Consider the following 13,807-nt stretch of genomic DNA (forward strand, 5'->3'; position numbering starts at 1 on the left):
GACAATCAAAAATAGTAATTTATTTCTACAATTTTGCAGTCAGCTTCACATTAAAAACACGTGTGGTCATATAGTTGGGAATACCATATTGACTTTTGGTATACACATCTCGCACCCAAGTATTGGTAATGGCATTTTGATTATTGAACAAATTAAAAATTTCAAAACCAATAGATAAATCCTGGAATTTTTTCAGCCAATGACCATTGGGTCTTTCATTATTTCTTTCAGTCAACACATAGGAGAATCCCACATCTGCCCGACGGTAATCGCGTAAACGGTTTTGATAATCATAAGAATCCGCATAAGAAGGGGAACCTCCTGGCAATCCGGTATTATACACCAAATTGAGGTATAATTTCATGTTCGGAATATTAGGCATATAGTCCTGAAACAAAATTCCGAATTTCAACCGTTGGTCTGTTGGACGTGCTATGTATCCCCTGTCATTTTGATTTTCTTCTGTTTTCATATAGCCAAAACTCAACCAAGATTCTGTTCCCGGCACAAACTCTCCGTTAAGTCGAGCGTCAAATCCATAAGCATAAGCCGTCGCATCATTATTAGCTCTGTAACGGATGCGTACATTTTCCAATGTATACGTATTAACATCCGTCATAGTTTTGTAATAAGCTTCTGTAACCAACTTAAATGGGCGGTTATTCATCTTAAAATTATAATCGTTGCTTAATACAAAATGTATCGATTGTTGAGCTTTAACATTAGGATTTACGACACCATTCATGTCTCGAAGTTCACGATAAAAAGGCGGCTGGTGATAATATCCCACAGCAAAACGGAACAACATATCTTTTTCACCCCAATCAGGTTTTAGCGCAAATTGGACTCTCGGACTGAAAACGGTTTGTGTTTTTCCGGTAGGTATGTTATCTCCGGAAACTACCCAACTGTGGAAACGTGCACCGGCAGTTATCCATAGTTGATGTTCTCCTAAATTGGTTTTGGTATTCCATTGGGCATAACCCGAAAATCGGTTAATATCAATAAAATTAGTAGCTCTTACATTTTGATACGGTGCCAAAGGTCCCAGATAAGGATGGTAAGGCTGTTCGTTTGGAAGATCCAAAATTGGTGGATTGATGGAAAAACCAGCAGAATCAATCACTTCCCATTCTACGATGCGGTCGCGTATGTTTTCACGGGCATATTTGAAACCCCACTCGATTTGCTGCTTTTTATTATTCATTTGGTGAACACCTTTTACTTCTGCATTGAAAATTAAAGCATCCAAGTCATTACGAGCATGATTCAACTGGGTTCCAATTCCGCGATTATAAGTAACTTGTCCCAGCGTTTCTGAACCTATATTGGTATCTACATCTCCTAGATAATAAGCCGCCAAAATATCGAAATACTCTTGCTCTTGTGTATGATAAACAGACGTAATTAATTTATAAGTATTGTTCTCGTTAGCTACAAAATTAGTTTTAAAAGCTCCGAATAATGTACGGTACTTATCATTCTCCTGACCTTCATAGAAAACCTGCAAGGCAATGGGCTCATCAATGGTTCCGAAATTAGTTTGACGGGTTAAAGGCTGGTAATTGTATTTGTTTTGAGAAGCATTTCCCAAAAAGCTGAACTGCCATTTTTTATTTGGACTGAAATTCACATTGGTTTGTACGTCTATAAAAGTGGGATGGTAATTGGTGGAGGTTTCCTGACTGTTCACCAAAAGGGAATTATCCCGAAAACGAACTCCCGTAATAGCCGACCACTTTTTATTTTTTGAAATCCCTTCTCCGGTTAAGCTTCCTCCCAAAAAACTGGCCTCTGCAGCGATACTGTATTTGGTTGGCTTTCTGTAAGTAATATCTAAGACCGAGGATAATTTATCCCCATATTTGGCCTGAAACCCACCGGCAGAGAAATCTACATTTTGCACCATATCAGTATTGGTAAAACTCAATCCTTCCTGTTGACCGGAACGAATTAAAAAAGGACGATAAACCTCTATTTCATTTACATAGACTAAATTTTCATCATAATTCCCGCCGCGAACGTTATAGCCTGAACTCAATTCGTTGTTCGCATTGACTCCGGCAAAAGTTTTCAAAACACTTTCAACTCCGGGCATGGCACTGGTATTTTTTTTGATAGTTTCCGGTTCAATGGAGGTAATTCCTTGTACTCTTCGCTTATTGCTTGTGATTACCACTTCCCCTAATTGCTCCGCCTTATCATTCATCATCACATGGTATTCAAACTTTTCTCCGGGTTTTAGCTGAAAGGTAGCGGTAATTTTTTTTAAGGAAGTATGGGTAAATACCAAAACTACTTTTTGATTGGCAGGTACAGTAATTTCATAAAAACCGTTAACATCGGTTGTAGAGGATTTCGTTTGATAACTGATATTAACCCCCTCAACAGGCTTATTGTTTTCATCAAGCACCACTCCGGCTACTTTAGCTGTCGGATTTTGGGCAAAAGCGATGATACTTACAGTAAAAAAAAGGAGCGCAAAAAAATATTTATTTGTTTTCAAACTATGCGATTAAGGTTTTTGACTTCTAAAAAATTGTGTTTCAAAGATAGTAGAATTTCCAACATTATCCGTAACGACTACTTTTAAATCATTTTTCCCTTCAGCCACTATACCGTCAGAAAAATGATGAATCAGTTTTTTGGTTTTGGGATCATACTCCAGCAAAATCCAATTGCCGTTCAAATAGCCATCATACGTTTTAATGCCTGATAAGTCATCTGAAATCGTAAACTGTAATTCGTTCAAATTGCTAATCCACTTACCCCCTACTTTCTTATCTATTTTAATTTTGGGAGGCATTCCGTCTTTGATTAACTTATATTCTCCAAGTATTTTAGTATATATCGTAAACGAATTTTTGTAGCGTTTAGTATGGTAATAAACTGTTTTTTTTCCATCACCCAAACCAATGAACATTTTTTCCCGGTCTTTTTCAGAAGCAATACTGTCCTCAAAAGTGATTGAAAAATTGGCAAACGCCGGGACCACATCTTCGTGTACTATGGCAATACCGTTTTTAACCTCAAAGTCCATATAGAAATTATCCAAAAAAGTATTCGCCGGAATGGTGACCGTAACATTTTCTTGGGCGAATATGTTTTCTTTTTGGGCTTTTACCAGATATTTTGACGTAATGGGCACTTCGTTAACTTTAGCCGATTGAACCGAATACTGAATCGGAACAAAAATCTTGACCATATTTTCGTTAAAATCGGAAATCTCAATGCGGTAGGATTGAGTCATGTTGGATGACACTGTCACGATTCCGTTGTCAATTCCCGAATGTATCAAACTCAGCGGATAAGGAGACTCCATGAATAATTTCTGCACCCGTTGTTTCAGTTTTTTAAAACGAAAATAATCTATCAAAGCGTTGACATAGCGGGTTTCATCAAAAGCAAAAGTGTCAAATTGATAACCAAAATCCGTTTTACCGTTCAAAAAAGTATTTACCCTGAAAATACCGTTGGCATTCCACGATACATTATCATAATCGAGAGCCGTAATTCCGAAACCTATTCTACCCATGGCTTCTATTTTTTCCGCGATATAAGTTCCGTCGTCTTGTAAAGACAAGTTCACCGAAATCGGTCTCTTGGATTGATTAACAACCGAGTTTTCTCCCAACGGATACACCCACAGACTGTTCAGCAACGGTTTTCTTTCATCGGGAATTAAGGTATCAAAACCAAAATACATGGGATTGATAATTTTTTCCGATTGGGTTTCCCGAATCTCAAAATGCAAATGCGGGCCCTCAGAACCTCCTGTATTCCCGGAGAGAGCAATCAAATCTCCTTTCTTCACAATTAAATCAGTTGGGTTCAATGTCAAATCAAATTCATACGACTTGCCTTTGTACTGCTCTTTTTTGATTAGTTTTTCAATTGCACCAACAGCAGATTGCAAGTGACCGTATACAGTGGTATATCCATTGGGATGCGTAATATAAATAGCTTTGCCATAACCCACTTCTGAAATTTTAATACGGGAAACATAACCGTCAGCAGCGGCATAAACATTCAGTCCTTCCTTTTGTTGCGTTTTAAAATCAAATCCGGAATGAATGTGATTGGAACGCAATTCTCCAAAATTTCCGGCCAGTTGCAAAGGAATATCAAGCGGGGAACGAAAGTAATCTCTGGGGTATTGGTTTTGACCCCAAACAGCTAAGTTGAACAGAAAAAATAGCCAAAACCGCTTCATTAAAGTTTGTTTTTGCTAAGATAATTAAAAGTGCGTAAAAATTTACAACAAACACGTCTTTTTGTAACCTGTTCGAATCCAAATCTTTATACTTTTCAATACAAAAAGAAATAAATAATTGACAAAACTATTGTGCAAACAAAATAGAATCCTAACTTTGTAAAGTAAGTAATGAATAAAGTATTTCATGAGTGAAATAGCAGAAATAATTGATTCACTTGAGAATAGAATTGAGAAACTTTTTAAGAAAATAGAGAGTTTGGAGAACAATTCTATGGAATTGAAAGCGGAATTAAACAAAGCTGCAGCACTGATTCAAACACAATCCGGTGAGATTGCAACGTTGAAGTCGGAATGCGAGTCCCTCAAAATGGCTAATTCATTATTAGGCGGTGAAGAAAATAAACGAGATACCAAGCTTAAAATAAATTCATTAATCCGGGAGATAGATTACTGTATAGCGCAGTTGTCAGACTAAAATATGGAGGATAAGCTTAAAATAAAGTTATCAATTGCCGACAGAGTTTATCCGTTAACGGTAGACATCTCTCAGGAAGAAGGGCTGCGAAGTGCTTCCAAAAAAATTGATGCTATGATTAAGCAATTTGAAGAGAACTATGCTGTTCGCGACAAACAAGATGTATTGGCCATGTGCGCCTTACAGTTTGCCTCGCAAGTGGAACAAAAACAAGTTGACAATGTCACAGACAGCAAGGAAACTCTTGAAAGATTAAAAAAAATTAATGATTTATTATTCGATTATCTCGAAAAAAAATAACGTTCTTAACATAGATTACAATACCGCCTACATTAGATTTTAATTGGTAAACTCAACACTAACAAATTAAAATGAGCCAGTCGTCGCTATTAAAGCATGCCACTTTTATCGTGGATCCTTGACCAGCGAGTTAGCTCAAAACTTGTCTTTACGAGTTTATGCATTCACCTAATGTAGGCTTTTTTTATATATAAACACAAACAAAAAAATGGGAACTATACTAATTATAATTGCGCTTATCGCCGGTATCGGCGGAGGATTCGGAGTAGCAAAATACCTGGAGAAAAACAATGTCTCCAATATGATTAAAAATGCCAAAAAAGAAGCAGCCTCCATTTTGAGAGATGCCAATGTTGAGGCAGAAAACATCAAAAAAGATAAATTGCTTCAGGCCAAAGAAAAGTTTTTGGAATTAAAATCAGAACACGAAAAAGAGATTTTAAATAAAGACAAAAAAATAGCTGAAGTTGAAAAAAGAACCCGAGACAAAGAATCTCAGGTATCAAGCGAGTTGGCTAAAGCCAAAAAAATCAATGACGATTTTGAGGCTAAAACCAAAGAATATGAATCTAAAATTGAGTTACTCGACAAAAAGCATCAAGAGCTTGAAAAGTTACACAAAAGTCAGGTAGAACAATTAGAGGTAATATCCGGGCTTTCGGCAGAAGATGCCAAAGAACAGTTGGTGGAAAGCTTAAAAGCTGAGGCCAAAACCAAAGCCATGTCGCATATTCAAGACACCATTGAAGAAGCAAAATTAACGGCTCAACAAGAAGCTAAAAAAGTAATCATCAATACGATTCAGCGTGTAGGAACCGAAGAAGCAGTAGAAAACTGTGTGTCCGTTTTCAACATTGAGTCTGATGATGTAAAAGGAAGAATTATCGGTCGTGAAGGAAGAAATATTCGTGCTTTAGAAGCCGCCACCGGAGTTGAAATTATTGTAGATGATACTCCTGAAGCCATCATTCTTTCCTGTTTTGACCCGGTACGAAGAGAAATTGCCCGTTTATCTCTCCACAAATTGGTAACTGACGGAAGAATCCACCCAGCCAGAATTGAAGAAGTGGTAGCCAAAACCACTAAGCAAATTGACGACGAAATTATTGAAGTCGGAAAACGCACCGTAATCGATTTGGGAATTCATGGTTTACATCCCGAATTAATCAAAGTGGTAGGTAGAATGAAATATCGTTCTTCTTACGGACAAAACTTATTACAACACTCACGTGAAGTAGCCAAACTCTGTGGTATCATGGCAGCAGAATTAGGCTTAAATGTAAAATTAGCCAAACGAGCCGGTTTATTACACGATATTGGAAAAGTGCCGGATACCGAAAGTGATTTACCACACGCGCTGTTAGGAATGCAATGGGCAGAAAAATATGGTGAAAAAGAAGAGGTATGCAACGCCATTGGAGCACACCACGACGAGATTGAAATGAAGTATTTAATTTCACCAATCATTCAGGTATGTGATGCTATTTCAGGAGCTCGACCGGGAGCCAGACGACAAGTACTGGATTCATATATCCAACGTTTGAAAGACCTGGAAAATATTGCTTTCGGATTTAGCGGAGTAAAAAATGCTTATGCTATTCAAGCCGGTCGTGAATTGCGTGTTATTGTAGAGAGTGAAAAAGTAAGCGATGAAAACGCAGCGAGTTTATCATTTGAAATTTCGCAAAAAATTCAAACAGAAATGACTTATCCGGGACAGGTAAAAATCACGGTTATCCGTGAAACCAGAGCCGTAAATATTGCTAAATAATTCAATTAGCAAAACAATAATAAAAAAGGCGACCCGTTGGGTCGCCTTTTTTATGCACTGAATATTGATCTTATCGCTTCTACTGTCACCGGCTTCAAATAATAGTCGGTTACTTCCTCCTCAAAATCTTTTGCCCTGTCTATATCTACGGTATTGTCAGAAGAACTAATAATATAAATGGCTATCTCCTTTTGAATTTGCTCTTTGAGGATCTTGAATTCTTCCAGAAACTGCCACCCGTCAAGCACCGGCATATTGATATCCAACAATATCAAATCCGGAGGCGTTTCCCCATTTTGTAACTTATTTTTAATCCCTTCAATAGCTTGTAACCCGTTCTCAAAAAAAGCAGGAGTCACATCAATATTACTACTCGCCAACAATTTTTTAATGATAAAATGGAATATCTTATCATCATCTACGACAAAAACGTCATTAAACTTCATTACTTCAAAAGAGATTTGGGTGTTATTCTTGTTTTATTCAAAGCTAAAATAAATAAAAATCCCGAAAATTACTTTTCCCTTGGATGAAATTTACTCATAATTTGTGTTAAATGTTTCCGGTCTAAATGCACATAAATTTCGGTAGTAGTAATAGATTCATGTCCAAGCATCAACTGAATAGAACGCAGATCGGCGCCGTTTTCCAAAAGATGGGTGGCAAACGAATGCCGCAGGGTATGCGGACTGATATTTTTATTTAAGTTAATTTTGGCAGCCAAGGTCTTGATGATAGTAAAAACCATAGCTCGTGTCAGTTGCTTTCCTCTTCGATTCAAAAACAAAGTATCTTCAAATCCTTTAGCAATATCCAAGTGGCTTCTGATCTGATTTCTATAAATTTCAATACACTTTTGCGTAGATGGTGCAATGGGAACAAAACGTTGTTTGTTGCCTTTACCCGTGATTTTGACAAAACCTTCTTCAAAAAACAAATCGGAAATCTTGAGCGAAATGAGTTCAGAAACCCGAAGGCCACAGCCATAAAGTGTTTCCAGCATCGCCCGGTTGCGCTCCCCTTCTTCTTTCGATAAATCAATTGCTCCAATCAAATCATCAATATCGGCAACCGAAAGGGTATCAGGAAGTTTTCTTCCTACTTTAGGAGCCTCAATCAACTCCATAGGATTATCTGCTCTGTAATCTTCAAAAATCAAGTAGGAAAAGAAACTTTTCAATCCCGAAATGATTCTGGCCTGGGAACGGGCATTTACTTCCTTGGCCACACTGTAAATAAATTGCTGAATAATTTCTTCGTCTATCTTCTCGGGTGAAACCACCATATTGTTTTCATTCAAAAAGCTACACAAACGCTCTAAATCAAAAGTATAATTCGCCACGGTGTTCCCTGATAATCCGCGTTCGATTTTAAGATAGGATTGAAAACTTTTGATATACTGATTCCAGTTCATAGTACAAAGAAACGGAAATGTTTACAATAAAAAAACCACGCTAAAAGCGTGGTTTTAAAATAAATCTTTTAAAATATTAGAATCTGTAACCAACACCAACGTTAAAAGAAACAGTTGTCATTTTAGCATCTTCTAAACCTGATCCAGTAGGAAAATCATTGATATCAGCTAAACCTAAATTATATCTAAGATCAAACATTAATCCAGACTCTAATTCATATCCAGCTCCGAATCCAATACCATAATCTAACGATTTTGCATAATCTTTAATATCATCACCACCTGCTTTGAAACCAAACTCAGGCCCTGCTTGTAAACTTAATCCCTCTATAACATAATACTTAGCCATTACAGGAATTCTAAGAAAATTAATTTTAGCATCTTTAGCTCCTTCAACAGAATATAATAATTCTGGTTGAACATGAAATTTTTCAGATACTGAAAAATCGACTAAACCACCGATATAAAAACCAGTATTAGCATCTCCACCAGAAAAATCTCCAGCAAAATTTGAGTTCACTAATCCAGCTTTCACACCGAACTTCATGTCATCACTTCCTCCTTTTTGTGCATTCGCAAAAGTTGCAGTTAATACCACTGCCATAGTCAAAATAATTTTTTTCATGATTTGTTATTTTAAAATTAGTACAGCAAAAATATTATTTACAAAATGGCATACAAATTTTCTGGTAAAAATTCGATTAAATGCAAAAAAAACCGCGCCATTGGCGCGGTTTAAACTTTTTATTTGGTTACAAATTAGAATTTGTAGATTAAACCAAATGAAGCAGCATTGAAGAAGTTGTTAAATACATTAACATTCAAGTCTGTATTAGTTTGTTTAGCATCTCCTGTTTTAGCACTTTGGTAAGATAAAACATCAGCAAGACCGAAATCGATAGCTAATTTAGGAGTAACGAAGTAGTTGATACCTACACCACCTTTGAAACCAAAAGTTTTAGTGTTATCAGCTCCAGTGATATCTGGATTGTAAGTACCGAAACCAATTCCGAAGTTAGTGAAAGTTTTGAATCTTTCTCCTAAGTTCAAGAAGTAATATCTACCACCAACGTTTACGTTGAATTGAGATGGTTTGTTAGTTCCGTTATCAACAGATGTAGACTCTAAGCCTAAAGTTAAAGCAAAGTTATCAGAGATAAAGTAACCAGCTTCAGGAGCAATAGTAGTGCTAGTTGTTTTAACAACATCATCATCTTCGCTTGAGTAAGAAATTCTACCACCTACGTAGATATCTCCTTTACCAAATCCAAATGAACTTTCTTTTTTGTCTTGAGCGTTAGCAAACGACAAAGCGAATACTGCAGCTACTGTTAAAATAATTTTTTTCATGTTTGTTTAATTTTAAAATTAATACAACAAAAGTATAAGTATTCTTTTTCGAGCATCCACGGGGGTTATTTCAGTTATTAACAATTTTGTTAACAAAAAAATATTGTAATTCACTTAAAAACAAAAGGATAAAGCTTTTTATAACGTTTTCAACAAAAAGAGCTATTTTTAACATTGCTCAAATTTCATCTGATTTTAGGCTTTACTGTCGTAAAAATTGTATTTTTTTGGAACTATTCGCTATCTAAAAGATTATTTATACATTTACCTAAACCTAAAATTGTATGAAAATTATAATAATAAATGGCCCAAATCTCAATTTATTAGGCAAACGCGAACCCGAAATATATGGCAGCCTCACTTTTGACGCCTTCTTAAAAGGCCTGCAAAGAAAATATACCGGCGTTGAAATCACTTATTATCAAAGCAATATAGAAGGCGAACTGATTGACAAACTACAGGAGGTTGGTTTTTCGTATGACGGGATTATTTTAAATGCCGCTGCCTACACCCACACTTCGGTAGGAATTGGTGATGCAGTCAAAGCCATTACGACTCCGGTGATAGAGGTCCATATCTCTAATACGTTCACCAGAGAATCTTTTCGACACCAATCGTTCATTTCAGCAGGAGCCAAAGGCATCATCATTGGCTTCGGACTGAAAAGCTATGAATTGGCACTCCAATCTTTTTTATAAATCATTACCTTATATATATGTCAATCCAAAAATCCCTTTTCGTTTTCATGCTGCTGCTGTCGCTGAACGCTATGGCGCAAATCAAAGGTCGCGTAACTGATGATAAAGGCAATCCGCTGCCGTTTGTAAACATCTTTGAGGAGAACACCTATAATAGTACGACGACCAACGAACAGGGCAAATTTGAACTCAACATAAAAATCCCGGGAAAGCACAGTATTATTTTTCAATACATGGGTTATCAAACTACCCGGCAAGTTGTAGAGGTTGACAAAGTATCGACGGAGATGGAAATAATGTTGCGGGAAGAAAACATCACGCTCAATGAGGTTATCATCAACCCGAAAGACAATCCGGCGAATGAAATCATTCGAAATGCCATTAAAAATAAAAAAGACAACGCTGAAAAAACAGCTCGTTTCAAAGCCGATTTCTATTCACGCGGTATTATTCGGTTGAAAGACGCTCCCAAAACCATCATGGGACAAAAGTTTGACTTTTTTGACGAAGCGTTAGATTCTACCCGCTCGGGAATCATTTACCTCTCCGAAACCGTTTCGCGCCTTACTTTTCAAAAGCCCGATAAAATGAAAGAGGTGATTGTCGCTTCCAAAGTAAGCGGTAAAGACAATGGTTTCAGTTTTAACAATGCAGCGTCGGTAAATTTTGATTGCTACGAAAACTACCTGCCGTTTGAAATCAATGTGATTTCACCCATTGCGGATAATGCATTCAATTATTACAAATACAAACTGGAAGGGTCTTTCTTTACCGAAAACCACCAGCAGGTGAATAAAATCAAAGTAACACCACGACGCGATACCGAACCGGTCATGGAAGGCTACATCTATATCGTGGATGACAGTTATGCGATTTATGCAACTGACTTAACCATCAAAGGAAGCCAAATGCAATCTCCGGCGATTGACAATTTAATTTTAAAACAGAGCTACAGCTACAACACTATTAATAAAATATGGGTAATGAACACCCAAACCATTGATTTTGTTGCCGGCCTGCTCAGCATCAAACTCAACGGACGGTTTACCTATGTGTATTCCAACTTTGAATTTGAAAAACAATTCGACAAAAAAACATTCACCAATGAAGTATTGTCTTTTGAAGAAAATGCCAACAAGAAAGAAGCTTCTTTTTGGAATACCATTCGCCCCGTTCCTTTAACAGAGGAAGAGTCCAAAGATTACATTAAGAAAGACGCATTGCAAACCAAAAAGAAATCCAAACCTTATCTGGATTCTATTGACCATAAGCACAACCGATTCAGTTTGTCTGATATCCTGATGGGCTACAGCTACAACAACTCGTTCAAAAAATGGTCGGTAGATTATGACGGGCCTCTTTTATCCACTTCCTTCAACACGGTACAGGGCTGGCGCCTGAAAGCGGGCTTGAGTTACACCAAACGCAACGAAGAAAAAAGAACCTACACCCGAATAGGATCGCGCTTTGAGTATGGCTTTGCCGAAGAAAAGATAAGAGCCACCGGATATTACATTCACAAATTCAGCAACCTCAACAACAGTGCTATTGCGCTAAACGGAGGCAGCATGGTAAACCAGTTCAACAGCAACAACCCGATTTCAAACATAGTCAACTCGGTGAGTACGTTGTTTTTTAAGAACAATTTCATGAAGCTTTACGAAAAGAATTTTGTCGGTGCCAACTACGGAAGGGAATTGATTAACGGCATTTACATGAACCTCAATGCCGAATATGCGGAGCGTAAGCCCCTGTACAACCATACCAATTATACGGTGATTAAAAATGACGACCCGTACACCTCCAACAATCCGTTGGACCCGATTGATGAAACCTCAGCAGCTTTAACCAAACACAATCTGGTAAAAACCAACGTAGCCCTGCGGTTTAATTTTGGACAAAAATACTGGTCAAGACCCGACGGAAAGTTCAACATTCCTAATGATGATTACCCTAGTTTGACATTGGGCTACGAAAAAACGTTTGCCGCTACCGACAAAAAGTACGAATACGATATGGCGGTGGCCAAAATAGATTATACCCTGACGCTCGGCAATAAAGGAAACCTGGAGTTAGTTACTAAAGGCGGGAAGTTTTTTAATGCCGACAATATTTCATTTGTAGACTACAAACATTTTAACGGAAACCAAACCCACATTGGTCAGACCGATGCATATACCAATGTTTTCAATTTGCTACCTTATTATGCAGCCAGTACCAACGATGCTTATTTTGAAACCCATATCGAACACAACGACAAAGGGTACTTCATGAACAAATTGCCGTTATTGAAACAACTGCAATCCCAATTGGTTTTAGGCTTCCACAACTTGGCTATACCGGACAGAAAACCGTATCAGGAGTTCTCTGTAGGATTGGACAATCTTGGTTATGGCAAATACCGTTTGCTGCGCATCGATTATGTTCGTGCCTATCAAAACGGATACCAAGGTGACGGGGTAATCTTTGGCTTGAAGTTTTTGAATATTTTAGAATAAGCCTGAAAAACCAACTTTTGAGCATTTCCAAGGCCTCGCAGCCTAAGAACGGTCTTCGTAATGATAAAAACGAGCTTCGTAATGACAAAAACTAGCTTCGAAATCCTAAGAACAAGGTTTGGAGTGGCAGCAACAAGCTTCGAAAGGATAAAAAGGATTAACGGAACGCTACAGACCCTTTTCGCAACCTTATAAACAGGCTACGGACTGTTAAAAACCGGCATCGGAATCCTAAAAAGGAGCTTTGGAATCTTGCAATGCCTTTTGGGACTGCTCGCTTTTATTTAAAAAATACATCGTAACCGAAACGAATCAGGGTTCCGATGACGACTATCAAAAAGAAAACACGAATAAAGCCATTACCTTTACGGATGGCGAGCTTGGCTCCTACCCAACCTCCGATGGCATTGCACACCGCCATGGGAATGGCTATGGCCCAGATGACTTTTCCTTTGAGAACAAAAAGACAGATGGAACCAAAGTTGGTAGCCAGATTGACCATTTTAGCATTGGCAGAAGCGTGAAGAAAATCAAACCCTAAAACCGTAACAAAGGCCAAAACCAAAAAACTTCCGGTGCCCGGACCGATAAATCCATCATAAAAACCAATCAGCACACTGAGGAGCACCGCCCGAAAAAGCTGCATAGTTTTGGTTAATTGTTTCACCTGATGGGAACCGAAATCTTTTTTGATAAAAGTATAAACCGCAATCAAAGTCAAAACGACCAAAAGGAACGGTTTCATAAAATCGTTATGCACTTTGGTCAGCAAATCAGAACCTAAAAATGCGGAAACAAATGCCACGACGGCCATAGTTAAAAGCAGTTTCCAATCCATATCAACCTGTTTCAGATACTGACGGGCGGCCAATGCGGTTCCGCTAAAGGAAGGTATTTTGAGTGACCCTATAACCGTAGCTACAGGGTAAGAAGGCAACAAAACTAAAGCTACAGGCGTTTGAATCAATCCGCCGCCGCCCACAATGGCGTCAACAAATCCGGCAAAGAATGCCGCAACCGAGAGAAGAAGAATACCATAGTTTTCCATAAGTATTGTTCGGTATCAATTGATTTAAACCATGGCG

General features: G+C 37.8%; 12 protein-coding genes and 1 other RNA gene. 6 read left to right on the forward strand and 7 right to left on the reverse strand.

Going from position 1 to position 13,807, the window contains the following annotated elements; all coding sequences use genetic code 11:
• Positions 1-25: 25 nt before the first annotated feature.
• Entirely contained in the window at positions 26-2,506 is a 2,481-nt protein-coding gene (locus tag ACSVH6_RS07300) for a TonB-dependent receptor (protein WP_438077038.1), read from the reverse strand.
• Between the two features lie 9 nt (positions 2,507-2,515).
• Positions 2,516-4,213 (reverse strand): M23 family metallopeptidase, encoded by a 1,698-nt coding sequence (locus tag ACSVH6_RS07305; RefSeq protein ID WP_438077041.1) that lies wholly within the window; start codon positions 4,211-4,213, stop codon positions 2,516-2,518.
• A 187-nt stretch (positions 4,214-4,400) separates the two neighbouring features.
• Here ACSVH6_RS07305 and ACSVH6_RS07310 point away from each other — a divergent pair, with 187 nt between their 5' ends.
• The 4 genes from ACSVH6_RS07310 (at position 4,401) to rny (ending at position 6,762) form a co-directional block, all read left to right on the forward strand.
• The gene (locus ACSVH6_RS07310; RefSeq protein ID WP_438077042.1) at positions 4,401-4,691 is read left to right on the forward strand and encodes a hypothetical protein; all 291 of its coding nucleotides are present in this window, start codon (positions 4,401-4,403) and stop codon (positions 4,689-4,691) included.
• Between the two features lie 3 nt (positions 4,692-4,694).
• Positions 4,695-4,991: a cell division protein ZapA gene (locus ACSVH6_RS07315; protein ID WP_438077044.1), complete on the forward strand. Its 297-nt coding sequence runs from the start codon at positions 4,695-4,697 to the stop codon at positions 4,989-4,991.
• 50 nt (positions 4,992-5,041) lie between these two features.
• Positions 5,042-5,149: non-coding RNA, 6S RNA (ssrS, locus tag ACSVH6_RS07320), on the forward strand.
• 50 nt (positions 5,150-5,199) lie between these two features.
• Complete coding sequence (gene rny / locus ACSVH6_RS07325) at positions 5,200-6,762, forward strand: ribonuclease Y (RefSeq protein WP_438077046.1); 1,563 nt, start codon at positions 5,200-5,202, stop codon at positions 6,760-6,762.
• A gap of 50 nt (positions 6,763-6,812) precedes the next feature.
• On the opposite strand, the gene ACSVH6_RS07330 is transcribed toward rny, so the two are convergent.
• From ACSVH6_RS07330 to ACSVH6_RS07345, 4 genes are all read right to left on the reverse strand, one after another.
• Positions 6,813-7,208 (reverse strand): response regulator, encoded by a 396-nt coding sequence (locus tag ACSVH6_RS07330; protein WP_438077048.1) that lies wholly within the window; start codon positions 7,206-7,208, stop codon positions 6,813-6,815.
• A gap of 68 nt (positions 7,209-7,276) precedes the next feature.
• On the reverse strand, positions 7,277-8,176 hold the full coding sequence (gene xerD, locus ACSVH6_RS07335) for a site-specific tyrosine recombinase XerD (protein WP_438077050.1): 900 nt from the start codon (positions 8,174-8,176) through the stop codon (positions 7,277-7,279).
• 76 nt (positions 8,177-8,252) lie between these two features.
• Positions 8,253-8,801 carry a porin family protein gene (locus ACSVH6_RS07340; RefSeq protein WP_438077052.1) on the reverse strand — a complete coding sequence of 183 codons (549 nt, stop codon included), beginning with the start codon at positions 8,799-8,801 and terminating at the stop codon, positions 8,253-8,255.
• A gap of 134 nt (positions 8,802-8,935) precedes the next feature.
• On the reverse strand, positions 8,936-9,526 hold the full coding sequence (locus ACSVH6_RS07345) for an outer membrane beta-barrel protein (RefSeq protein WP_438077054.1): 591 nt from the start codon (positions 9,524-9,526) through the stop codon (positions 8,936-8,938).
• 284 nt (positions 9,527-9,810) lie between these two features.
• On the opposite strand from ACSVH6_RS07345, the gene aroQ reads away from it, so the two are divergent.
• Both aroQ and ACSVH6_RS07355 read left to right on the forward strand, forming a co-directional pair.
• On the forward strand, positions 9,811-10,224 hold the full coding sequence (gene aroQ, locus ACSVH6_RS07350; RefSeq protein ID WP_438077055.1) for a type II 3-dehydroquinate dehydratase: 414 nt from the start codon (positions 9,811-9,813) through the stop codon (positions 10,222-10,224).
• A 17-nt stretch (positions 10,225-10,241) separates the two neighbouring features.
• On the forward strand, positions 10,242-12,722 hold the full coding sequence (locus tag ACSVH6_RS07355) for a DUF5686 and carboxypeptidase regulatory-like domain-containing protein (RefSeq protein WP_438077056.1): 2,481 nt from the start codon (positions 10,242-10,244) through the stop codon (positions 12,720-12,722).
• Between the two features lie 280 nt (positions 12,723-13,002).
• On the opposite strand, the gene ACSVH6_RS07360 is transcribed toward ACSVH6_RS07355, so the two are convergent.
• Positions 13,003-13,770, reverse strand: a complete 768-nt coding sequence (locus tag ACSVH6_RS07360) for a sulfite exporter TauE/SafE family protein (RefSeq protein WP_438077058.1) — start codon at positions 13,768-13,770, stop codon at positions 13,003-13,005.
• Positions 13,771-13,807 lie beyond the last annotated feature (37 nt).

It is taken from the genome of Flavobacterium sp. XGLA_31 (genome assembly GCF_051547105.1).
Classification (GTDB): domain Bacteria; phylum Bacteroidota; class Bacteroidia; order Flavobacteriales; family Flavobacteriaceae; genus Flavobacterium.